A 23,832-nucleotide genomic window follows, 5' to 3' on the forward strand; every position below is an offset into this window, starting at 1 on the left:
CCTTCCATACCGGAAGGTTTTTTACTTTAAATGAGGATAACCCTGCTGGCGCAGCGCCTCATACACCAATATAGCGGCCGTGTTCGAAAGGTTCAATGAACGAACATGATCATTCATCGGGATTCTCAAAAAGTGGCCTGGATATTTTTCTGCTAAATCCTCCGGTAACCCTGTTGTTTCTTTTCCGAACATAAAATAATGTTCCTTGGAATCATCACTGAAATCAAAGGATGAGTGGTCTTTTTCACCATATGTCTCTATATAGTAAAACTCACCTTTATTCTTGGAAAAGAAGTCATCCAATGAATCATAATACGTAATGTTTGTAGAGTTCCAATGATCAAGGCCTGCACGTTTGATCATTTTCTCATCCGTGGAAAATCCTATCGGACGTATTAAATGTAAAGCTGTATCCGTTGCAGCACAGGTAAGTGCGATATTTCCGGTATTAGCTGGTATTTCCGGTTGATATAGTACAACATGAATGGCCAAGAATGTCACCTCTATCTGAATTTTTCCACCTTGAATTATAGCATATATCCTGGTAAGCATGCGTTTGAACCGTTTTTTATAATCTTGCGGTAAAGGAACTGTCTTCTTATGGAGGCTGTTTTCCGTGAAATAAAAGATTCTACAATTATGTTAAAATATAGGAAAGAAGAACCAAGGGTAAAAATACCTTTAATTCCGACAAAAGAAGAGGCTGGAATGATATGAACACGATTACGTTATTAAATAGCTTTTACAGGGAAGATGTCATTTCCGATATGATCTGTCATCTCATCAACGAAGAACAGGACTTTGCCCAATGGTTTGCTAAGGAAATCTGCGGCGCAGACAATATGAACGCTGAATTTGAAGCGGAGACGCGGGTAGGACTTGGCAGGGGAATAGGCACACCTGATCTCGTGATTTCGAGAAAGGTGGATGGGAATATGGATACCATCCTGGTCATTGAAAATAAATTAGGAGCTCTGGAAGGAAAGGAGCAGACGAACAGATACGCCTCCGATGAAGGGAGGGCTAAACTGCTCTCAGCTCTGGAAGCTGGAAAGGGTACACCAATCCAATTTCTGTTCTTAACATTAGATCCTTTCACCCCGGCGAAAAATTCAACTTTTGCCAAGATGGATTTCCAGAAGTTCATTGATGTGAACTGGGAAGAATTGATCAGGGATGATTCAGCAAGGAAGGTCATAGCTGATTATTCAGCATTGCTAAAAGAATTTTACGAACCGATTACTTCAGCAAAGCCTACGGATGAAATATCGACTAAATACCAAAAAATTAACTCATTGCAGAAGAAGCTAATTTGGATCAAGCTGCTGCAATCGTTCCAGCGTTCGCTGCCTGATCAACTATCCATGACATTCAGCGAAGCGGGAGGTTTCGGAAGAAATGCTGCCGTATTCCTGTTCAGTAAAGAAGAGTGGGTGCGAAACAGATATGACGGAAAGAAAATGACGGCCGATTCAGTATCCGTCCATTTTGAGCTGTCAATTGATCTATTAAGCACCAATGCTAAAACAGACTTTTACCTGCATTATGAACCAAATCCATATAAGCCGCAGAAGAAGTACATGAAGGTGGATGGCTACAGCGATTATGAGAATTTACGAGAAAAAAGGACAGCCATTTTCCATCAAAAAATAGATGAATTGAGTGAAAATAGTCAGTTCATCAAAAGAAACGGAAGCAACTCAATTTTGAAAATCAATATCGAGAAAAATGATAAATTTCAAGAAGTCATTGAAGAGTTAACTGCAAGCATGGAAAAGCTGACTCCGCTTGTAGATGAAATGCTAAATGAAAAGTTGGCTGCAACACTAATCTAAATAACTACTACTGGAGGAATCCTTATGCCTGTATACAACAAACTGGTTCGTGACAGAATCCCGGAAATAATAGAAGCAAACGGAAAGAAGTTCACTACCAGAATCCTTTCCGACGAAGAATACATAACAGAATTGAAGAATAAGAGCTTCGAAGAATTAGAGGAATACCGGGATGCCGAAACAAGGGAAGAGGCACTGGAAGAGCTGGCCGATTTGATGGAGATCGTACATGCCTTTGCAAAGTCCCATGGAACAACTCTTGAAGAAGTGGAAGAGATTCGCCGTGAGAAAGCGGAGAAGAGTGGGGCTTTTGAGGAGAAGATTTTCTTAATTGAGGTAGAGGATTAATACAGCAAGGGAAGGATTAAAATGAGCCATAAGCTAAGAGTAGGGGAATTAAAAGAAGATTACTTAACTGACGAGGAAATCTGGAGGATCTTCACAATCGTCCTATCCAGTAAGTCAGTCAAATCCTCTACATATAAATACGCCTTGATAAAAGCCTTGATAGAAAATTTGTATCAAGTTAATGAGGATTTTGAGGTTACATATGATCAGTTGGCCTATACATTCACAAAGGTGTATTGGAATCTGATTGTTACCCATAAGCTAACACAACATAATAGAGGAAAGAATGCGAGAGTTGTAACTATCATAGAAGAGGAACAGAAGAAGTATTCCATACCCTCTGAAATGATCTTTGATAAGCTCAATGACTCCCTTCAGGTGACACTGATAAGCAAAGTAAAATCAACCATGAAAATCAATGTATTCGGTGCATTATACGGTGATACTAGAGCTAAGTTCTATGCCTTTGATCATAAAACTGAGAAGTTAAGGTTCAATCCAGCAGTCCACGATTTCATGCTTAATTATCAAAGACTTATCATTCACCTTACCAACTATCACATGGCTGCCATGATAGAGGAACTAAACGAGGTACCGAGTATTAACTACCTTCTCGGAAAAGTAGAGAGCATTGCCAAGCGTTCATCACTTCAGCCTTTTGAAAAGATCCTCCTTTCTCATTTTGAAGCCAGTTGTTTCTATTGTGGAAAGGCTTTGACAGGGAAGAAGAGAGAAACCCATGTCGACCATTTTATACCTTGGTCCTTTGTCCAGTCAGACCATATCTGGAAGCTTGTGCTTTCCTGCAATAAGTGCAATAGCTCAAAGAGTGATAAGTTGCCTGAGAGAGGATACCTTGATGGAATAGTAGGACGGAATGAGCAACTAATTGTTTCTGAACCTTGTGGGGAAGTTGTAAGATTGATGGAGAATTATAAACCTAAGAAAATCATCATGCTTTATGATTATTCTATTAAGAATGGGTTTGATTCTATCTGGAGACCGTAGTGTGAAACTATTTGGCAAATTCTTTGTAGCCAACTGGTCAGGACATGTAGCTCTGTGGCTTAATAGAAAAGGGATAAGAAGGTAACTAAATCAGAGAACTTCTCCAATATTCCTCCCAAGGTTTTTATGAAGCAACTGTATTATTTAGACCGTTAAGAGTTTATGGCAATTAAAGCAGTTATTAACCCGACAAGAAACATAGGAACCAGTGGCTTTGTTTACCTGAGAAGCGCTAGCCAAAGTCACCAATATTCCTTTTGTAATATTCCCTACTGACGAGCATGACAGGATCTAGTAAAATAAAAGTAAAAGATTGTCATTTTTTGAGGAGGGGATGTTATGAGAGAGCAAATGAAAGAAAAACTTTTTAAACATAAGAAAAAAACCATTACCATCGAAGAATTAGAAAATATGCTTCCAAGTCATACAGGGTCCTATGAGCAGTTTGCTGAGCTGGTGCTATCCTTTGAGGAGGAAGGGATATTGGAGATGGTAAAATCAAAGGGACGAAATGCACGAACTCTGTCAGTAGCGTATACATACCGGATTCAAAAACAACGATTGAAAAAAGAGCTCCATGAAGAAATAAAACATTTTCGTCTTCACCTGCATCCTTCTATTAAACTAGATTCCTACTTTGGTCTAGACCCTTCACAATGGAAAAAAGACCTCTCCTCTATACAATCCATACATACTTATATAGAAGCTTTTGGTTTTCCCCATTATGAAGTGCCGGCACCTGAACGAAGTGTTGAGTTAGTTGGAGACGAGAAATGGATTACAGAAGGACAAGGGAAAGAACTTCTTGAGCGGGTTGGATTATGGGAAGCGATGAAGGTCATTCCTGTATCAGATCCGATGATGCTTGCCGTGAATCCGACGGTACTCGCTGCACAGCAGCCATTCAAACACTTGATTGTGGAAAATAAAACAACGTATCAAGCATTAGTTGATGCACTTCCTGAAACGAATTTTTGCACGCTGATTTATGGAAGCGGAAATAAGATCATTAAAAGCATTGAACAATTTGAACGACAACTTCCCATCCCAAATGCAACTCACATGTTCTATTATTTTGGAGACATTGACCGTTCAGGAATATTCATTTGGGATCGACTCAATGAAAAGCAGCCCGTCAAGCCAGCGATGCCTTTTTACCAAGCATGCCTGGACAAGGCATCACTGGATGGTAAAACAAGTCAACGAATGGATGAAGCTGCGCTTGAAACGTTTCTGGCGTTTTTCTCAGAGGAAGAGCGGACCAAGATTCAATCCGTTTTAGAACAGGGACATTATTTCCCTCAGGAAGTATTGAGAACATGTGAATTGCAGGATATATGGAGGCAGGCTGAATGGAACTAAATGAGATTTCAGACATCACGAGTGGGTTTCGTGAACGTATGCGCCGCCTGGCTTTATTTGACCCTTTATTTGAACTGGACCGAAAAAAAGTAAAGGATCAGCAGGATTCCCCTATAGATATGAAAGGGCTCGGCTTATTGACACTCTTGTTCTTTTTTGAACAAAAGATCATGCGGCACCATAAGGTCGGAACAAAGGATCTGGCAATATTTTTACGGAGACTAACGGAACGTCAATATGTACTCGATGGACAGGCGTGTGAAGACATCGCCTCGACCATTATCCAGACATTCCGTCCAACTACAGGGAAAAAACGGACTTATGCCTTTCATGACTGGGAAACGTTGGAGGAAGGGGAACTGGAATATTCACTTTTGAAAGCCAAGGCTTTTGATTCTAAAACAAACACCCAGTACTATACGCTTGATGAGGATGGATTAGAGCTCGTATTCGCAACAAAGGAATTTTATAGTGAATTCCAGCTTTCCATTAATCAGTTGATGCTTCGTAAGCAGCTGGAAAAAGGTGAATTCCGGGGAGCTCTGCGTCAAATTAATGAAATGCGGATAGATGTGGAGTCCCTGAATGAACGAATGGTAAAGCTCCGTCATGAGATCCAGCGCAGCATTGTCTCTGAGGAAACCTTTGATCGATACAAGGTACTGCTCGAAGATATTCATACAAGACTAGAACGGGAAAATGAAGAATTTTCAGAGCTGAGGCAATTTGTAAAAGAAACCAAGGATCGTCTATACGAAAAGGATTATCACCAAAAAGAAACGAAGACGTATGCCTATGTACTCGAGATCACCAATCAGCTTGAAGAGGTCCACTACGAACACTCGAGGCTGCTTGAACAAAGTATCGAGCTGAAAAATCACACACTGAAAGCTGCACAAGAATCACTTTATTATACGGGGATCGAGGCGTTTAACTTCGAACAGGATATCAATGCCAGATTAATTGGAACCCCGCTTCCGTTAGAAGCAATGAAAGGATTGCTTCACCCATTTCTCCATGTACAGCAGGTTGAGCAGTGGTCGCCACTGACCGTCTTTGCTGAACAAAACATTCGTGAGGACCGTGAAGAAACCGTGGATTATGGATTTATGGAGGTTGGACATCAAAGTGAAAATGACTACGAGGAACGGCTGCGAAAAAACTATGGAGCGGTAATGAAAGCCGTGTTGTCTGCAATTGATGCAGGCTGCCATGATCTTGCTAGTGTCATAGAATTTTTGAGAGTGACCAAGAAGGCAGGACTTCTCGATCAGCGTTTTTTCTACGATTTTTGGATCATGCTGCACCAACGATCGCCGATTGTTCCCGGTCACATAAAGACGGAAGGAGACGAGCAGCAGCACAGTATGGATGATGCTCTGAAACTGCTCGGAAATCGGACGTTGCAGGTAAAAGAAAAACCAGACACGATACAGGTGACAGAACGATTTTCGCTTCAGAATATGGAGATTGCAGTAGAGGAGGAATTACCAGATGAATTATAGTGAAAGCAAAGTCATGCAGGCATTTGAGCTGTATACGGTATTGGCTCGTGATGGTCAGGCAGATGAGGAGGCACTTTCTTTGTATATCGCGGATGATGCGATTCGCGGTTTAGTGGATGGTTTTGCTTACCGTGTCGATTGTGTCGTTATCCGTGCGGGTGACAAGATCTATATGATTCCGAAGACAAAGCTGTCGCCTTTTCATGTGAACAATGACTTTATAAAGCGAACCTATTTAAAATCAGGAGCAACCAATGCGGATATTTACTTGCTTTATTTTACAACGATTATCTTATTTGGAGCCTTTTATGACAGTTATCAAACGCTCGAACCGACCAGGGAGTTCATCAGTATCGATGACTGGGCCCGACTTGTAAATGACCAAATCAATCTTCTGATGGAGCATGATGAAAAGGAGCTTCGCTCACGGGAACAGGAATTTTCTTACAACTGGAAGCAGGTTATTGAGAAATGGGACGATATGAATGATATTAAAGAAACGGCGAAAAAGCAGAGCGGCAATACAATCAGCCGTCTAAGCTTCATGGATACAGCCAAACGATTTTTAATCGATCAAGGCTTGATTGAAGAGATAGGAAACAATGAAGTCATTCTAACGGAAAAAGCGAAAACGATCATTCAGCGCTTTTTTATGGAAGTCGAATACAACAAGGGCATCCTTGAGTTTATCTATCAATGGGAGGAGGATGAGCATGCCATCGATTAGTAAAGTTCGTTTTACCAATGTCGTGTATGAGGATGGGATGAAGCGGTATAATGATGAGATTTTTAGGTTTGATGGTTATAATGGAGCCATTCTGCTGGAAAACGGCGGCGGAAAGACCGTCTTTATCCAGACGGCCCTTCAAGCCATCATCCCGCATACAAATCTATCGGACCGTAAAATCAAGCAGACCCTGCAGCTGGACAACTATCCTGCACATATTGCCATTGAATGGATCCTGTCAGACAATCCGAGACGGTATTTGGTGACGTGTGTCAGTTTATTTTTAACAAAGGATGGCCTCGGCTCCTACCGGTATGTGTATCCGTATCAGACAGGGGACCGGCACGGGATTGAGGACATTCCGTTTGTCCGCAAAGACTCCAACCGCCCATCCGATCGCGGGGAGATTTCCGATTATTATCAAAACATGACACAGCAGTATATGAATGCTCATACTTTCCAGACGATTAAAGCCTTCCAGGAACATATCGAGGAACAGTATCACATCATTGCCAATGAGTGGGAGAGCATCGTGAAAATCAATAGTACAGAAGGCGGCGTTGAAGCCTTCTTTGATGAGTGCAAGCAAACGAATCAACTTTTTGACCGCCTGCTGATTCCAACCGTAGAAGGGGCCATCTCGGGACATAATGAAAATGCCTTTGCTGACACCTTCGAAAAACATCGTTCCAGTTTCAAACTATACAAGGAGCTAAAGGAGCAAATCGAAGAAAACAAAACGATTGAAGAAGAGCTAAATCGCTATGTGGAAACTTACGAAGGATTACATGAACATCAGCAAGAATACAATCTGACTAAACAACGCGCCAAAGCGGTCATGAACCTCATCCTCATCCAGCAGCAAGCCAGGATTACGGACCTTGAAGAAAACGAAGCACAACAGTTGCAATGGGAAAAAGCGCAGAAGGATCACCTGAAAAAGGAGCTGTCTTTAAGCATTCAAAAAAAACAAGCGACTCTGGACAGCTTGAATGTGGAGCAGCAGGATGCCGAACAGCAGCTCGCAATTGGAAAAGACGATTATAAGGAAGCAAAAACCAACTTCCACTCCTTGAAATTAGTCCATCTGAAACAGCTGCACAAGGAAACAGAAGATCGCCTGGAGTCATTACATAACCAGCTGGACACACTGGATCATGATCTGGATATAGAAGAAATCAAAGACAAGCTCGACGAAAACAGTCAGGAGCTTATGGGGTACTACTCCAACGAGCTGGAAGAAAGCGAGAAACGAACGCAAGGGCTTTTGATTGAAAAGCAACCGATCGTTGATCAGATACAAGATGCAGAGATAAAAGAAAAAGACATAAGTAACCAGCTGAGGCAAATACTGGGTGCGTTCAATCAAAACCTTGGAGTCACTCAGAACCTGGATAAACAAATGAGCCGTATCCAAAATCGTATTTTATCAAACCCTGATCAGGAATCTGTTAGAGACAGTGCCAAGCAATGGGAAAATCGTCTTGTTTCACTGGATACTGAAATTGTGCAGTTGAAGACAGAAAATAAACAGCTGGAAAGCAAGATTAAAGAAGCGAAGGAACAAAAGGAGTCTGTGCAGAAACAGAAGGAAGAAAAAGAAAGTACACGCCTCGAACTGGAATTTAAGATAAAGCAAATAGAGCAAGCACATGAAAAGGTAAAAGCTGTACTAGGCTCGATAAGACCCCAATGGGCTGCCCATGAGTCAATCTATCTCAAACAGGAATCTATTACACAGCAAATCCGCGATTCCATTCAAAGGATAGAGAAAGAGCGAGAAGACCGTTTGCATCGGGAACGAATCGCACACCGGTTCCTGGATGATTACGGCAGTCAGGATCTATTCTTTGCCGATCCGTATCTAGAAAAGCAAATCAAACAATGGAGCAATCAGTTTGATCTTCTCGAAACGGGTGTACAATTTATTCAGTCATTAGAGGAATCCAACACAGGGGAAGCAGCCGAGTATCCATTGTGGCCGATGACACTCATTACAACCGAAAAGGAACAGAAGCAGCTGAAACAAAAAGTCCGACACTTGAACCAGCATCTGCAATTTCCAATAGAGGTGTTGACGATGGAAGAAGCACGTGCGATCGTCAAAGGAGAGAATCACCCTTCCATTCCAATCGTTCCCAGTCACTGGACACAAAATCAACAGGAGACAGCCTTCCAAGTCTGGAAACAGTCGATGCAGGAGCAGGCAGAGGAAGCAACAAATGCCCGAAAAGAAACCGAAGCCAGGTTGGAAGAATGGAGTCGAGGCGCGGATCAACTATCAGCTTTTCTACGAGACTTTCCTTACGGAGGCTATCTTGATTGGAAAGACAGCCTGCTGACGCTCAACCAAGAAATTCAAGAACTTAGGGCAGAGCAAAGAAGACTGCAGACAAACATGAACGAATTTGAGGAGCTGCTATCTACTCAGAAGGAGCGAATCGATTCCTTTGAAAAAGAACATCAGGGGCTGGAGCGGAAATTAGAGGCATCCATTGAATATCTCGGCTTTGAAAAAGAAAAGACAGAGCTAAAGAAAATCCAGGATGACCTGACACAACAAATCAATGACTTTGAACGATCTATGAGGGGGACTCAACGTCAAATTCAAAGATTACAAGGGGAAAAGGAACGAATTGAAGAGCTGGAAAGAAGCGAACGTTATCATTACACTAAGTTGATGGAAGATCCACTTTATCTAGAAGTGAAATCGTTTAATCCGAAGTATTCCAGTAAAGCCATTAATGTTTTAAAAGCAGAACGCAAGGAACTGGAGTTTTCCTTACGTAAGCTATCAAGCACTCGTCGTGAAATTCAAGTTCAATTAGAAAGTGCTCAAAAGGATAAAACCATTTTTCAAAAATCGATGGAAGAAATAGTTTTAGACTATGGTCCATTGAATGAAGACATGCATTTCCCTCCAAACGGAGAAGAACAGATTTCTTCACTCAGAGGGAAAATGAAAGAGTTGGACCTTGTTGTTCAAGAGATGACAAAGCGATTTGATGATGTTAGAGGGAAGAAACTGAAGCGGGAGCAAGTGGTAGAGCTTGCAATTGATCAATTTAAGAAAGAATTTCAGGGAGAAGAGCCGGAACGGTTTATATATTCCCTATTAGATGTAGAGGATCAACTTCTTGAAGAAAAGAACCAGCTTCAGGAAAAGCATGCCTTCTTGTTACGCGAGCAAAAGCGTTTCAACAAAGAGCTTGATTCCATTACTAATGCTTTCCATGAACTGGACCGATATGAAGAAGCCCACCATTTTAAAGGCCCATCAATTGCTGCAACTGTGTTATCTGAAAGCGAGGTCCAGGATTTTACTTATGATCGAGTTGCCTTTGTGAAGACAGTCACTTCCGAACTGAGCCAAGGAAGAGACAAGGTATCGAAAGAGTGGTCCAAGGTTGAAGAAGCAAAGGAAATGTTCAAATCTTTTTGTAAAAACAAAATCACGAATGTAAAAATGCAAAAAATGGCACGGGATGGGATTGAGACAAAACGTACGTACCAAGAAGTCATTGAATTCCAGACACATATGCAAAAACGCATTCAAACAGCCATTAAATACAATGAAGCCAGTATAAGGGACCATGACAAACAACTCGAGCAATTTGTCAGCCATATAAATAGTCACCTTCGTACGATTGCAGGGGAGCTTGAACTCATTCCGAAAAAAACAAAGGTGAAGGTAGAGGACAAGTGGAAGGAAATCTACAAATTCACCATCCCGGAATGGACAGAGGAAGAAGGCAAAAGCCGCATCCGCAAGCACATAGAATGGATACTGGATCAACTGGAATCCGACAGCTTCCAAAACAATGAGGGAAGTGAAGATACTGGAAAGGTCCGGAAAGAGATTGAAACATGGATCCAATCCAAACAACTCCTCCGTGTTGTCATGAACAATGACATGATGAAGGTGACCTGCCGAAAAGTCACAAACGACAACCAGGTCACAACCCGATCCTACTCATGGGAGCAATCCAATGTCTGGTCAGGAGGCGAAAAATGGAGCAAAAATATGACGCTCTTCCTAGGAATCCTCAACTATGTTGCCGAAAAACAAAAGCATATTGAAGCAAACATGAAACTCCACAGAGTAGTGATAATGGATAATCCTTTTGGAAAGGCATCCAGTGATCACGTATTAAATCCGGTCTTCTTCATTGCAGAACAATTGGGTTTCCAGATCATTGCGCTAACAGCACATGCAGAAGGGAAATTCTTGCGGGATTACTTCCCGGTCATCTATAGCTGCCGCTTAAGAAAGGCGGCCGATTCCAATAAGCAGATCATGACGAAGGAAAAGCAGCTGCATCAGGCCTATTTTCAGGATCATGCCCCACTGGCACTTGACCGGCTTGGTGAGGTTGAGCAGATGGAGTTGTTATTTTAGAGGTTTATAAAAGAAGCATGGGAAGTTGCGCTTGCTTCTTTCCAGTTGAAGAATTGGCATGCCCCACAGAATGTTAATACTTTTATACAAAGGGGGACACCTATATCTGGATCATTCACGCCGCTTTCTAAAAACAGAATTCCCGTTGATAATGATTGTGTGCAATAACGCCAGCCAGATACTATGGTCGGGTTTAGGTAGTTTTCCATACCCCATTCATGCCAGCTGCGCTCATACAAGACAATCTCCAACATGGACGCCGATTTATATAGCGGTTTTAACTGGATGGATTCATAGGTTTCTTGAAAAATTTGATTTGGGAGTTCAGGGACCAGGGTAAGAGGATTGGCGATTCCCAACGTATCAATGTCACCTTGAGTAACTGCGTTGCGTTTCATAGCACTCTCAGAACGAAAGCCTCCGGTGACGATCAATGGTGTAGACACGAAATTTCTCTTACCTTTGCAGCAAATTCAAGGAAATAGGCTTTCCACTTCTTTGTGCTTTCTTTGACATTCGATCCCTGCATAGCTGGACTCTCATAATTTCCACCTGAGATTTCGATTAGGTCGATACACGAGTCTGCCAGGCTGCGAATAACCTCCCATGATTCTTCTTCGTGAATCAGCCCCGCTGGAAAACAGCAGAATTTAACTGGATTCGAACTGGGAAATTCTCGCTGGTCTCTTTGCGAACCTCATGTTAGACCTCCATTAAAAACCTCGTTCGATTCTCCAAACTGCCTCCCCATTCATCAGTGCGCCGGATATGATACGGAGATAAAAGCTGACTGATGAGGTAACCTTGAGCACCATTGATTTGCACACGGTAAGTCCGGCTTATGAGCGATCTTTTGTGCATTTCCAAATCGGATGATCAATTCCTGTATTTCCTCTGGAGTAAGAGCCCTCGGTTCATTAAAGATTTTTTCAGATTTCTGGAAAATGGTAGGGCGCTTTGGGACGCATCTATTTGGAAAGCGTTCCCGGTGACTGCTTTCCGGGATGATTTAATTGCATCCACATAAAAGTACCATTCTTCGTTCCAGCCTCTGCCCATTGGGTTAGCATTTTAATATCTCGTTCATCTTCAATAACAACATACCCGGATTCACCAAGAGCATTTCTGTCTATCATGAAAATTCCAGTCACAACGAGTCCTGTACCACCGTCAGTCCATGTTTTGTATAAGGTCACGAGAGCAGGAGAAAAGTCGTGATATCTTGTTCCAAGAGCTTGACTCATCGCAGACTTGAAAAATCGGTTCTTTATATTGCTTCCACTAAAAAGGGTCACCGGTTCTAATAGGGGATTGGAGTTGTATTCTAATTGTGATTCACCACTGTATTTTTTAATTCTTACCTAATTATTAGGAGTGATGAAGGTTTAAATCCACTTTGTGTTGAGAAGAATCCTAATTGAAAGTGATCTTAATTGTTAAAAAAATAAAAGATTTTAAGAGAAAGAATGAAAATGGCTGATGGAATTAAAGGCTAGATATATTTATCCCAAGCACCATTCTGAAGTTGGAATTGCTAAAAGTATCGGAGAGCCGCGATACGTGTTTATAACAATCTATAGGATAGATAATCTCTATAGGGATTTTTTGGGTTATATGTCGATTAATGTAATCCGCTATAGTATAGTAGATTTATAAATACAACTAATATGAGGTGTAATTTTGAAATTTTATCAACCAAGTGAAATTCCACTTTCAGTTTTTTATTTCGGATATAAAAAAGCAAAACATTTTTATGAGAAAGAAGTTAGTTTTTGTGACAGTATAGACCTTCTAAATTTTGAGAGGGATCTAGATAATAATATAAAAAAAATAAAAGATGAATTCAAAAGAAATAAATATAAAATGCAAGACGGTATTCTTTATTGGTACCCTAAATCTTTGGACCAAGGAAGAGCAAGAATGAGGCCCAAGGTTTTGTTTTCTTTTAAAGATCAAGTTGCTTGGGCAACGTTTATGTTGGCAATCGGTGAATGGTTTGATACTAATACCGACTTAAAGATAAATTACTCTCTCGACAAAAGGGATGAGAGGGAAACTTTAAATTGGATGGTTCCATGGAGTTTTAATAACCGACTGAAAAGAATACATAAATTTGATGATTTGGAGAAAGTATACAATAGAACATTTATTCATTTAAATGGTTCTAGTATTTATGAAAGTTTCCAGTGGGGATTACGTCAAAGAAACAATACCATGAAAGAAACAATAGAAAGAATTCTTGAGAAGCAAACTGAAGTATATTTAGGGGAAGCCGATATAAGAGAATTTTACCCTACTTTAGAGAGAAAGTATATTATTGAAACCATGAGTAACAGGTTTGAACAATTAGAAACCAGAGGAGTTATCAAAGAAAAAGCTGCAACTGAATGGGTCAGTCTTTTGGAGTCTTTACTAAATTTTACTCTTCATGATCCCGATAGTTCTCTAGTTGCTCACGAAAGCTTTTTTGCTGAATATCGAGAAAAGTTGACCAATGAGGAAGACAATAGAGAAATACACGAAATTTTATCGGGGAGACTTCCTTTAGATTTAATTTCTTCTGGTTTTTTAGCAAATTGTGTTTTAACCGAAGGGCTTGATTTGAAAATTGAAGCTTGGTTAAGAGAAAATGTATCTGAGGAGATAGAAGTAAAATTAATTAGATACACTGATGACATTACAATAATTTCATCCGATAAAAAACTAGTAAGCAAAATAATAACAGAACTGGAAAAGCTAGTTCAAGACTTAGGTCTTGCTTTTGCACCTGAAAAAATGGTTCCGATGAAGAAGGAAGAGTATTTGGAAGATGTATATAAAAAAGTTTTACCTATTTTAGATAACCAGGATGAGGATAAGAGGTTAAATATATTGAAAGAAATAGAAAAGGTGAAAATAGAAAATCTTAGTCCTAAGACGATAACACAAAATGATAACATACCTGGTTCAACTACTATGATAGAAAAAATGTCTCAAATTTCTGATATGGAATTAAAAACTATGAGTAATTCAGAAGTGGAAGCCTTTCTTTATGAAATGTTGAGCTTATTAGAACTTAACGTTGATGAAAGTGAAGTGAAAGATGAAACTAAGGTTACTTTTGCATCTTGGAGAATTAATAAGGGATTAAAAGAAGCAATTTTTAGAAATATGGAAATAGAACACTTTTATCCTTTTAAAAAATTTAAAAGAGCATTATTAAAATTCCCCCATAAAATAGTATTATATGAACTTTATATATTATTACTTATTGAAAAAATAACACATGATAAAAATAATTCTTCCATCCGGGATTTAGACGAATTGGAAAGAATTCTTAAGGAGTTTAGTTTTACTACAAAGGACAAATATGAGGTGAAAATATACGGTCCTTTTATTCGCTCAAAAATTTTATTTCTTATATCAAGGGAATGGAGATCAATCTCACAAAGCTATAGAGAAAAATTCCGCCGAATTATTAGTGCAAGTGTACAGAGTTGGTATGACGAAACCCCTGGCTTTTGGTTTGAAAGGTACGCTGTATACTGGTGTTATGTAGTTTGTAACATTCATATGGATCCAAAATTTAATATATCACTCTACAACCATAATAAAAAAATCCAATCAACTTTGTCATCTTTAAAAGGCATTTATGATTTTAGAAAAAACTTTAGTAAATCAATTTTGTTAAATAATGTAGATGAAGAAAAGATATCTGTTGAAAATACTGATTTATACTTAATGAGTAAACTCTATTATAAAGGGGTTGAATACTCTCGTAACAAAAAAAGACTAATATTCTCAGAAGATGAACTACTATTTGTAAAAAAAGTATGGGACAAGGTAATAAAATTTATTATTGCTACCAGTCAAAACCCAAGTAGGAACTTAAGGGTGCAAAATATAGAACTTTGGCTTTCTTGGGCGAAAATCAATCCGAAATTAATACCTATTAAGGCATACAAATTATTCGAATTCTTTGATGAGAAGAATAAAGTTGGCAGTAAGAAAAGAGTAGAAAGTAATCAAGAAATTGAACTTATTTCTTTTATTAATGAAATTATAATTTTGTATTTTCAAAAGCCTACCTCAATGAAGAACTTTTATTCTTGGGTAAAGGATATTCCTGAAGCAAGCAACCTATTTAACCAATTTATATTAGACCGCTTTTATAATTTTGGATTACTTCAGATGAGCTTAGGGATTAATGGTAACGTAGGTTTAAAATTACCCATAAAATTATCAAAGTTTCCTCAAAAGGTAAATAAAAATGAAATTAACCTAAATAGCACAGTTATACCGTTACATGATTTTCTTTTTTATATAAATCATTCCCCCAATTATACAAATGAGCTTATGCCTTTAACAGAGTATGAGGCAATGGTGGTATTTAAACATTTGATAATCAAAATAAAGGATTCAAAAAATAAGAATAACGTTTTCTTAATGAGTTATGGATTGACTATTGATCAGTGGTGGGAGTTTAGAGAATCCTCCTACAAGGAATTTATAGGGAATAACCCCAAGAAATTAATTTTAAATAAGGTAACAAACAACGAAATTGAATTCTATTATAACAAACCAACATTTGTAAAAAATATAAATGAATATCTCAATTCACTGAACCTTTTTAGTTTGTTAACAGGAAATTCCATGAAATATGCAATTGTTAAACCTTTGTTTTTTTACAACTGGAAGGATGCTCAAAAGTTCTTGTCTGATACTAGTTTTCCAAGTACAAGTATACTCTCTCTGCTAGTTAATAGTCTGAATATTCACAGGGAAATATATGAAGAAATATATAATATAGTTGATAATAGCTTATTGCCATATAGAAGATTGCTACCGCAAAAAGGAAATTCTCCAAATTCTAATGAAAATTGGATAAAAGAATACTTAGAGAATTCTATTGAATATATAAATGAGGATAATATAGATAACCCTTTAGAGATGATTAGAATCGATGTAGATATGATTACAAAAAGGTGATGTTAAAAATGGAGAAATTAGTAAAGGTCACAGTAGCTCAGGTCACAGATGGTAGTACAAATTCATCTAGCTTTTTAAACTTGTTTGATATAGAAAATGGATTAAAGTATAAAGAGCCACATAATCAACTTAATCGGTTCTTTAAAGGAGTAAAAGTTGCAAAGGAGGATAATTCAAACTTTTTGGTTTTTCCAGAGTTATTTCTCCCCCATCAATATTTGAAAAACTATGTAAGCCATGTAGCTGAAAAATTTAGATTTATCATAATAGGTGGAATAGAATGGCTAGAAAGTAGAGAACAAAATGGAAATCGTACTATAGAGAACCATGCCTTTATTGCAATACCAAGTGTTCTAGAAAAGGGTTCTAAAACGCCTCATTCAAAAGCAACTATAATTGAAATCCCAAAGATGTTCCCTGCACCCGCCGAATCAGTAATGCTGGACTTGCATAAATATCAATTTCAAGGAGAGAACAAAATATATCTTTTTGAAAGCAAAGCCCTGGGGAATTGGGCTATATTGGTTTGTTTTGATTATTTAAATTTACCGGTGCAAAAATTATTACAAGCTAAAATTCAAACTTTATTTGTAGTTGCTTACAATTCAGATTTAGGATATTTTCATACACTTTCTGATACATTACACCGGATTCTTTTTTGTAATGTTGTAGTGTGTAATACAGGTAATTATGGTGGATCACACTCATTTACACCTTATAGGTCTCCACATAAGAGACAAAGATATGAGATTTCCGGAAATCAAGTTGACGCAATTACCACTATTGAACTCCCTTTAAAAGATCTAGCGAAAGAACAAAAAGCAGAATCTCATGAACATAATTCCGATTTTATGCATAAACCAGCAAATTTTAGCCTATAGGTCAATTAAGGGTTATAGCCGTATGATAAAACATTTTCTTTGGAGGAATTCCCATGCCTGTATACAACAAACTAGTCCGTGACAGAATCCCTGAAATCATTGAATCAAAAGGAAAGAAATTCACAACTTGAATCCTTTCAGATATAGAATACATAACAGAATTGAAGAATAAAAGTTTTGAGGAACTTCAGGAATATCGTGACGCAGAAACAAGGGAAGAAGCCTTGGAAGAGCTGGCTGACTTAATGGAGATTGCTCATGCATTTGCCAAGTCTCATGGAACAACTCTTGAAGAAGTGGAAGAGATCCGCCGGAAGAAAGCAGAAAAACGAGGCGCATTTGAAGATAAGATCTTTTTAATAGAGGTAGAGGATTAATAATGTCAGAAATTCAGTTAATCACATCACATCTTGGCACAACAATAAATAAAAGAAAAGATTCAATCAGCGAAGTCAGCATATATACTGACTTCTTTCTCCATGAAATCAGGTGTCCGGTACTTAAAGAATGCTCTTAAATTAGCGGCCGATCTCCAGGCAGATATTAAGCTGTTGACCGGTGACTATCTCCATATCACCCAGCCGGAAGCGCTCGAAGAACTTCTGTCAATAGATAATCGCATTGAAATTCGCTTATGGAAAAGCGGGGGAGTAGCATTTCATCCAAAAGCCTATCTAATTGAAACCTCAGAAGGAGAGTTCCTAGTTGTTGGATCATCGAACCTCTCTTCATCAGCATTAACGGAAGGTGTGGAATGGAACCTTACTGTCCAGCATAACAAGGATTTGTTTGATTACAGGAACAGTTTATGCGTCTCTTCTATAATGAGAAGACATTGCCTGTTAATAAAGAAACACTAAAGGAATATGAAACTGAATATAAAGAATATTATGAGAAATATCCTAACTTGATCCGCAAATGGACCGAGCAGGAAGAAGTCGAAGCAAGGCTTCCAGAGGATGAAGAAAGACGTAAAGATGCAGATGAAGTTCATGAAGAAAAAGATAAGTACGGGACCGTTGAACCAAGATTTGCTCAAATAGAAGCTCTTGAAGAATTGAAACAAACTTATGAAGAAGGCTATAGGAAAGCAATGGTTGTTATGGCAACAGGACTCGGAAAAACATACCTGGCAACCTTTTTCGCACAGCAGCGGTTCAAAAGAGTGCTTTTCGTTGCCCACAGAGAAGAAATTCTTCATCAGGCAGAGAAATCATTCAACATTGTGATGCCTGAAGCATCAACAGGAATCTACAATGGAAAAATGAAAGAAGGAGAGGCAGATTTTGTCTTCGCTTCAGTATTTACGTTAAGCATGAAGAAACACCTTCAAGCTTTCAACCCGACAGTTTTGATTTGATTGTCATTGATGAATTTCATCACGCAGCGGCAGACTCCTACCAGCGGCTTTTATCCTATTTCCATCCTGAATTCCTTCTAGGAATACCGCCACACCTGACCGGAACGATAACCGAGATGTGTATGCACTTTGTGTAAGGAAACGTTGCTTTTAAGATGGACTTTCTAGAAGCGATTCAAAGACATTGGCTCTCGTCTTTTCAATACTTTGGTGTATATGATGAAACGGACTATTCCCAAATCAGATGGATTGGAAATAGATATGATGAGGAGCAGTTGTTACAAATTCAGTTGAGAGAAGAAATGGCCGAGAACATTGTCAGTGCGTGGGAAAAGCATAAACAATTGAAAACCCTTGTGTTTTGTTCATCTATCAGGCAGGCGGTGTTTCTTTCTGACTACTTTAACAAAAAAGGATACAAGACAGTAAGCCAACATTCACAGCAAAAAAATATCAGCAGGAAAGAAGCCATCAGGCAGCTTGAGGATGGAATACTTGATGCCATCTTCACTGTTGATCTATTTAATGAAGGGGTGGATATACCTGCTGTTGACACTCTGCTTTTTGTCCGCCCGACAGAATCCCTGACTGTTTTTACACAGCAAATAGGACGTGAACTGAGATTGCATACATCAAAAGATTACTGTGTCATCATAGATCTTATCGGTAACTACCGTCATGCAGATGTGAAGCTTTCCATCTTTGACCAGAAACTTGAAGGTAAAAGGAAAAAGGGAGAAGTACTACCGACCGTACCTGAGAGTTGTGCATTTGAAATTGATGTCAAAGCTATTAATTTGATTAATGAAATGGCACGCAAACAGCAGCCTCGAAAGCAGCAGTTACTTGCTGCATACCGAGACGTAAAACAGGATTTAGGCAGAAGACCGACCTACCTTGAATTGCACCTTAGAGGTCCAATGGGAGCAAAGCCGTACTATGATGAGTGGAAATCTTACCACGCATTTCTAGATTGGGCGGATGACCTGACAAAGCGGGAAGAGGAAGTTTTCTTAAAGTTTGAAGACTGGTTAAGAGAAGTAGAGAAAACAGGAATGGCCAAGAGCTATAAAATGGTCTTGCTGTCTGCGATGCTAGAAAGAGGACCTGATCACTGGTATGATCCAATAACCCCAGAGAAAGCAGCTCCTTATTTTCATCATTACCTTACAAGTGAAGAATATCGGAAAAGAATTGATTTCTCAGATAAATCATCACAGAGACTTTGGGAATATGACGAGAAAAAGGTTGCAAGTTTAATTAAAAGAATGCCGATGACCATGTGGATTGGAAGTTCAAAAGGATTAATTACCCTTCAGGACAACAAGTTTGATGTGCAAGTTTTTCCTGAAGAGCAGGACAAGGATTTATTATATGAGTTTACGAAAGAAATCTGTGAATACAGACTGCATTATTTCTTCCAAAGGCGAGAAGATTTGAAAAAGGATTGATTATGAAAGGAAGAGGAGAAATGTTTGTAGCTTCCAAGCATTACAAAATATTATGTCATGAAAGCTGTTTCAATGTGAAAAATATAAAGGAAGAAAACAGATTATATTTTTATTCATTAGAAGAGGGTTTGACTAAATGTAAGCGTGTGTGTAAGTCCTGTAATGCACAGCCTTGGAAACCTAAAGTCTCCAAGTAACATAATTATTTTCAAAAGAAGTTAGGGTAAAAGCCTTAACTTCTTTTTTAACATGTGGGAATCTCAGATGCTTATATAGATGAGGATACTTAGATAAATTTTTCCATTACTTTTACATCTATAGATCAATAATACTTATTATAGTAAAATTATTTACATAATTGTAATAAAAAAGGCTTAGACGAATGGAAGCTCATATTCCTCAGGAGGAAGAATGGAGGTATATAAGTGAAGTGTACAAAAGAAAATAAGTGTGGTGATAACGATGGAAAAAGCATTTGATCGTAATGGTCAGCTTGTATTAGCGAGCAAAGCTTTTAAACATATAGGTGGATATACCTGTCCATGCTGCGGAGAAGAAGTATTCAAAGCGGAAGGAAGAGTGCAAAGTGCCCACTTTCGTCATAAGGTTGGAGGGAAAAAAGAATACTGTGAGCTTTACTTACAAGGATTAGGAAGTATTTATAATCCTTATGATTATGCAACCATGGTACGAAAACCGTATCTAACTCTTGAGGAATATGAAAATGATTGGGATTTTTACATAAAGTTGCCTAAGATTCCAAAAGCTTTTACCAGAATGTTTGAAGATTTAGGTATGTATTTTAATGTATATTGCCGGGAGCTTCAAGGAAGAATTTCTTCTTTGCATTTAAGACACGATTCTTATAATAATAAAATAAAAGCTACTCCCAAACCTTCTTACCATTTTTCTGTAGATAATAAAGAATATGCAAATAAGTTACAATTGCAATGGCCAGAAAAAATCAAAGGATTTACCAAAGATTTTTACCTTTTCACATTACTTCATGGTGAATTTACAATGATGGAAAGAAATATTTTATCTTTAAATGATACATTCTACATAGTTGCTAAGAAGAGCTTTATCTTTCACCGAAGATTAATAGTTAAAAGACTAAAAGAAAAACATGGATGGTACGTTTATAAGATACAGATGCCTAGCGAACTAGATGATACATTAATAGATTGGTTTCATCAAAAACTGGGGATTGAGTTGAAACGTCCTTTTTACTATATTGATTTGTTAGAGCCATCAATTTATAAAAGATTTAACTATTTGTATTCTATCGATGATAATAAATGCAGTTTAGCTCTTACTTTTAGAGATTTTCAACATGCTCAACCAAAAATTATACATATTTATCCTGACATGACTTCAAGGGAATACCCACTAGAATCAAATACTAAGGACTTATTTGATTTAGAGCACGGTTTTCACACTTTTTATCTAAAAGAGCATGAGGGAAAAATATTAAATATTTATGTAAACAATAAAGTTAATCATGATGAAGTAATTAATTCTGAAAATAATCTTAATTTAAGTGATAAGCAATCTAAGTTTATTTTTATAGATAAAGAAATAGAAATCAATCCCCCGGTGGAATTTAAATATAATTTCCCTTTTGAAGTGTGGAAAAAGAATAGTGAGCAGTTCCCTCAAATAATAAGAGAGGAAAATAAATTAAATTCTAACGATCTTGAGATTTATTCTCCTGGTATTTGGAGTTTTAAAGTTTTAAGTAGAAGAGATCATATCGATAGAGAACTGAATGGATCGGAAATATTATCAGCATATTTCAATATCGAGCATAAAAAAACGACTGTCATTACTAACAAGCAGTATAATAACTTGTTGCAATTAGTGGATAGGATCACAGGGGGAAATGATAAGAAAAGGCTAAAATTTTTTATTCGTTTATATCGTAATCTAGTTCCTCTAGAGGTGAGGGAGTTATTAGAAAATAAATACAGAGGGGGAGAATAGAATGAAAACAGTTTTTGGGTTTATAGACAGAAAATTCGGAAACAGTAATGCATTTATAAAGGTTCTGGCAAGTGTAAAGAATGATCAATTAATAGAAATAGAGAAGCATATTGAGGAGTTCCCAAACAATGGGAAAGTTATTTATTATCATATTCCCGAAGAAGTAAATGAAGGTACATTGGGGTTTTATACGCTCAATGAAAGTGGGACTTTTGATATCACTTCACCTATATCATCAAAGTATGCCGTTTCAACGGAAACTTCAAGCTATAACTACTTTGAAATTATAGAAACTAATTATTCTTTTTCAGAAAATAAACAAAAACTTATTTCGATTCTTCAAAATGGTATAACTAAAACTCATGAAATTTCTTCAAAGCTAGTATTGCTCACAACTGATGATTTTTTAATAGGACCTTGTTCTACAAAAAATAAAGCGGAAGATAAATGGATTGCTGAATTTAATGAAAGTGGCTTAATAGAAGTACGTAAAAATGACGTTAATATTATAAAACATTGGGATGCTAAATATGGTGTCGAACGATATTTTATTTCTGCTGCAACTATTAATAGTCCAATAGATCACTATTTAGACTGTTCAACGAACGAAAGAGTAGTACGTGATGCCTTAAAAATATTAAAAGAAGAAAAAGAAGTTAGTGAGATTTCTAGAAGAGTTATTAAAATGTTGGGTGATTTAGTAAGTGAAACTCCCTCTCAGGTAAGAAAAGATCGTGTTACTAGAGCAAGTGAGTTATTAATAAACTACTTAGTATCGGATGAGGAGATAAATAGGCTTAATAATGAATTATTGCGGTGCGAAGCAGTAATTGAAAAAATTAATGAAAAAGTAGGAGAACAATTAGTAAAAGCTAAAAAGAAATTAGAAGAAGATCATAAGACAATAACCAATGAAACGAAGCAGTTAACTTCCCGGAAAGATAAGTTACAAGGTGAAATAAAAGATTTAAAATCCAACAAAAAACAAGTGGAAACGGATCTTGAGAAAGCCAATGAAGCTCTCCAACAAAAATTAAAAGAAATGCAAGAAAACGTCTATCATACTTTGGTAAACCTGTTACCAACTCCAAATTTTCCAATCGTCAAATCAAAGGCAACTGCTGGAGTAACAAGTATTCAAAGCTCGCAATGGTTTACACAGGAGAATGAACGAGAAATAGAAATTGGAGATTTAGTTCATCTAATCGAAAAATTAGTGTCCAATTTAGAACAAATTAATGTAGAAAAAAATGACGCTAAATTCATTGTGTTTACTACACTGGGGGCGATCTTGTTTAGAAAACCACTTATTATTAAGGGAAGCAATAGTTTTGATATAGCTCAAACTATTGGTTGGACGATCTCTGGTAATGAACATCTTACAATCTTTCCAGATATAAAAGGTTATTCAAATGAAGCACTTGTCTCTTGCTTTCAAAATTATAAGCGGTTAAACACATTAAAGTCACTTCATCTATCCAACATCGAAAATGCTCCTACAGAATTGTATATGCCTTCTTTTATTGATTACTGGGGAGTTTCTATAAATAGCTCTTATCCAGAACTATTTATGCTTAGTGTTAAAAATATAGATGAGCTAAGCAAAGATTTACTCGATAAATTAAAGTATATTCCCATAATTGATACAGAAGAAATAAATATAAAAGGTGAGCTTAGAAATGCACGGTTAGAAGGAACATTTACATTTGGATATATTTCTATAAAGTCTGTAATTGGAAATACAGAGTTAACTAATAATAAATCAAAAGTTTATAAAGATTTTAAGGATGCATTAGAAGAAATAACAAGCATGGATCCAAGAAAGATTAAAAATGAATTTAAAGATTGGTTTCGCTTACTTGAAAACGCAAGTGATAACGAAGAAGAAATCACAGAATGGGTTTTACAAACTTTTTTACGAGATTATATGAACAATGAACAGTTTAAAAACATTGCAGATGAGTTGCTTGTAGGAGAAATGCTTACACTTTAGGATTTGAGGAGC

Annotated in this window: 17 protein-coding genes and 2 pseudogenes; 15 read left to right on the forward strand and 4 right to left on the reverse strand. The window is 37.6% G+C overall.

The features are described from left to right. Positions 1-21: 21 nt before the first annotated feature. Positions 22-492 (reverse strand): tRNA (uridine(34)/cytosine(34)/5-carboxymethylaminomethyluridine(34)-2'-O)-methyltransferase TrmL, encoded by a 471-nt coding sequence (gene trmL / locus D3H55_RS22110; RefSeq protein WP_119549490.1) that lies wholly within the window; start codon positions 490-492, stop codon positions 22-24. A 221-nt stretch (positions 493-713) separates the two neighbouring features. On the opposite strand from trmL, the gene D3H55_RS22115 reads away from it, so the two are divergent. From D3H55_RS22115 to D3H55_RS22145, 7 genes are all read left to right on the forward strand, one after another. Continuing rightward, complete coding sequence (locus tag D3H55_RS22115; RefSeq protein ID WP_119549491.1) at positions 714-1,835, forward strand: PDDEXK-like family protein; 1,122 nt, start codon at positions 714-716, stop codon at positions 1,833-1,835. A 24-nt stretch (positions 1,836-1,859) separates the two neighbouring features. Next, a complete protein-coding gene (locus D3H55_RS22120) occupies positions 1,860-2,183 on the forward strand; it encodes a nucleoside triphosphate pyrophosphohydrolase (RefSeq protein ID WP_119549492.1) in 324 nt (107 codons plus the stop codon). Positions 2,184-2,204: 21 nt separating this feature from the next. Further along, positions 2,205-3,191 carry an HNH endonuclease domain-containing protein gene (locus D3H55_RS22125; RefSeq protein WP_119549493.1) on the forward strand — a complete coding sequence of 329 codons (987 nt, stop codon included), beginning with the start codon at positions 2,205-2,207 and terminating at the stop codon, positions 3,189-3,191. A gap of 339 nt (positions 3,192-3,530) precedes the next feature. Further along, positions 3,531-4,553, forward strand: coding sequence for a Wadjet anti-phage system protein JetD domain-containing protein (locus D3H55_RS22130; protein WP_240628751.1), 1,023 nt, complete (start codon positions 3,531-3,533; stop codon positions 4,551-4,553). Next, positions 4,544-6,058, forward strand: a complete 1,515-nt coding sequence (locus D3H55_RS22135; RefSeq protein ID WP_119549494.1) for a replicative DNA helicase — start codon at positions 4,544-4,546, stop codon at positions 6,056-6,058. Before D3H55_RS22130 ends, D3H55_RS22135 begins: the two co-directional genes overlap by 10 nt. Further along, positions 6,048-6,785, forward strand: a complete 738-nt coding sequence (locus tag D3H55_RS22140; RefSeq protein ID WP_119549495.1) for a DUF6063 family protein — start codon at positions 6,048-6,050, stop codon at positions 6,783-6,785. The genes D3H55_RS22135 and D3H55_RS22140 overlap by 11 nt, the downstream gene beginning before the upstream one ends. Next, positions 6,772-11,184, forward strand: a complete 4,413-nt coding sequence (locus D3H55_RS22145) for a coiled-coil domain-containing protein (RefSeq protein ID WP_119549496.1) — start codon at positions 6,772-6,774, stop codon at positions 11,182-11,184. Before D3H55_RS22140 ends, D3H55_RS22145 begins: the two co-directional genes overlap by 14 nt. Here D3H55_RS22145 and D3H55_RS25065 read toward each other — a convergent pair. From D3H55_RS25065 to D3H55_RS25075, 3 genes are all read right to left on the reverse strand, one after another. Continuing rightward, entirely contained in the window at positions 11,181-11,582 is a 402-nt protein-coding gene (locus tag D3H55_RS25065) for a hypothetical protein (protein ID WP_240628752.1), read from the reverse strand. The two genes, D3H55_RS22145 and D3H55_RS25065, sit on opposite strands and share 4 nt — an antisense overlap. Before the next feature lie 304 nt (positions 11,583-11,886). Next, positions 11,887-12,045 carry an oxidoreductase gene (locus D3H55_RS25070; RefSeq protein WP_240628754.1) on the reverse strand — a complete coding sequence of 53 codons (159 nt, stop codon included), beginning with the start codon at positions 12,043-12,045 and terminating at the stop codon, positions 11,887-11,889. Positions 12,046-12,152: 107 nt separating this feature from the next. Then, the gene (locus tag D3H55_RS25075; RefSeq protein WP_240628753.1) at positions 12,153-12,479 is read right to left on the reverse strand and encodes an oxidoreductase; all 327 of its coding nucleotides are present in this window, start codon (positions 12,477-12,479) and stop codon (positions 12,153-12,155) included. 385 nt (positions 12,480-12,864) lie between these two features. Between D3H55_RS25075 and D3H55_RS22155 the strand changes: the two genes are divergently transcribed. The 8 genes and pseudogenes from D3H55_RS22155 to D3H55_RS22180 all read left to right on the forward strand — a co-directional run bounded on the left by D3H55_RS22155 (position 12,865) and on the right by D3H55_RS22180 (position 23,820). Then, complete coding sequence (locus D3H55_RS22155; protein WP_119549497.1) at positions 12,865-16,152, forward strand: RNA-dependent RNA polymerase family protein; 3,288 nt, start codon at positions 12,865-12,867, stop codon at positions 16,150-16,152. 8 nt (positions 16,153-16,160) lie between these two features. Continuing rightward, the gene (locus D3H55_RS22160) at positions 16,161-17,033 is read left to right on the forward strand and encodes a hypothetical protein (RefSeq protein WP_119549498.1); all 873 of its coding nucleotides are present in this window, start codon (positions 16,161-16,163) and stop codon (positions 17,031-17,033) included. A 53-nt stretch (positions 17,034-17,086) separates the two neighbouring features. Continuing rightward, positions 17,087-17,410: pseudogene (locus D3H55_RS22165) on the forward strand (nucleoside triphosphate pyrophosphohydrolase). A gap of 102 nt (positions 17,411-17,512) precedes the next feature. Continuing rightward, positions 17,513-17,893 carry a phospholipase D-like domain-containing protein gene (locus D3H55_RS25400; protein ID WP_338067967.1) on the forward strand — a complete coding sequence of 127 codons (381 nt, stop codon included), beginning with the start codon at positions 17,513-17,515 and terminating at the stop codon, positions 17,891-17,893. After that, a pseudogene (locus D3H55_RS25405) lies at positions 17,842-18,530 on the forward strand (DEAD/DEAH box helicase family protein). The gene D3H55_RS25400 and the pseudogene D3H55_RS25405 overlap by 52 nt, the downstream one beginning before the upstream one ends. Before the next feature lie 18 nt (positions 18,531-18,548). Next, positions 18,549-19,844 carry a DEAD/DEAH box helicase gene (locus D3H55_RS25410; RefSeq protein ID WP_338067969.1) on the forward strand — a complete coding sequence of 432 codons (1,296 nt, stop codon included), beginning with the start codon at positions 18,549-18,551 and terminating at the stop codon, positions 19,842-19,844. A 462-nt stretch (positions 19,845-20,306) separates the two neighbouring features. Beyond that, positions 20,307-21,827: a competence protein CoiA family protein gene (locus tag D3H55_RS22175; RefSeq protein WP_136035782.1), complete on the forward strand. Its 1,521-nt coding sequence runs from the start codon at positions 20,307-20,309 to the stop codon at positions 21,825-21,827. 1 nt (position 21,828) lies between these two features. Beyond that, positions 21,829-23,820: a hypothetical protein gene (locus D3H55_RS22180; RefSeq protein ID WP_119549500.1), complete on the forward strand. Its 1,992-nt coding sequence runs from the start codon at positions 21,829-21,831 to the stop codon at positions 23,818-23,820. Positions 23,821-23,832: the final 12 nt, after the last annotated feature.

Origin of the sequence: Bacillus salacetis, from assembly GCF_003581585.1 — a bacterium.
Taxonomy (GTDB): Bacteria; Bacillota; Bacilli; order Bacillales; family Bacillaceae_B; genus Rossellomorea; species Rossellomorea salacetis.

What these genes read in the sequence shown, in the direction of transcription:
- D3H55_RS22115 (WP_119549491.1), top strand. Translation starts at nt 714, where the DNA reads ATGAACACGATTACGTTATTAAATAGCTTTTACAGGGAAGATGTCATT.
- D3H55_RS22175 (WP_136035782.1), top strand. Translation starts at nt 20,307, where the DNA reads ATGGAAAAAGCATTTGATCGTAATGGTCAGCTTGTATTAGCGAGCAAA.
- D3H55_RS25400 (WP_338067967.1), top strand. Translation starts at nt 17,513, where the DNA reads ATGAAATCAGGTGTCCGGTACTTAAAGAATGCTCTTAAATTAGCGGCC.
- D3H55_RS22140 (WP_119549495.1), top strand. Translation starts at nt 6,048, where the DNA reads ATGAATTATAGTGAAAGCAAAGTCATGCAGGCATTTGAGCTGTATACG.
- D3H55_RS22135 (WP_119549494.1), top strand. Translation starts at nt 4,544, where the DNA reads ATGGAACTAAATGAGATTTCAGACATCACGAGTGGGTTTCGTGAACGT.
- D3H55_RS22125 (WP_119549493.1), top strand. Translation starts at nt 2,205, where the DNA reads ATGAGCCATAAGCTAAGAGTAGGGGAATTAAAAGAAGATTACTTAACT.
- D3H55_RS25070 (WP_240628754.1), bottom strand. Translation starts at nt 12,045, where the DNA reads ATGCACAAAAGATCGCTCATAAGCCGGACTTACCGTGTGCAAATCAAT.
- D3H55_RS22120 (WP_119549492.1), top strand. Translation starts at nt 1,860, where the DNA reads ATGCCTGTATACAACAAACTGGTTCGTGACAGAATCCCGGAAATAATA.
- D3H55_RS22130 (WP_240628751.1), top strand. Translation starts at nt 3,531, where the DNA reads ATGAGAGAGCAAATGAAAGAAAAACTTTTTAAACATAAGAAAAAAACC.
- D3H55_RS22160 (WP_119549498.1), top strand. Translation starts at nt 16,161, where the DNA reads ATGGAGAAATTAGTAAAGGTCACAGTAGCTCAGGTCACAGATGGTAGT.
- D3H55_RS22180 (WP_119549500.1), top strand. Translation starts at nt 21,829, where the DNA reads ATGAAAACAGTTTTTGGGTTTATAGACAGAAAATTCGGAAACAGTAAT.
- D3H55_RS25410 (WP_338067969.1), top strand. Translation starts at nt 18,549, where the DNA reads ATGGACTTTCTAGAAGCGATTCAAAGACATTGGCTCTCGTCTTTTCAA.
- D3H55_RS25065 (WP_240628752.1), bottom strand. Translation starts at nt 11,582, where the DNA reads ATGAAACGCAACGCAGTTACTCAAGGTGACATTGATACGTTGGGAATC.
- D3H55_RS22145 (WP_119549496.1), top strand. Translation starts at nt 6,772, where the DNA reads ATGCCATCGATTAGTAAAGTTCGTTTTACCAATGTCGTGTATGAGGAT.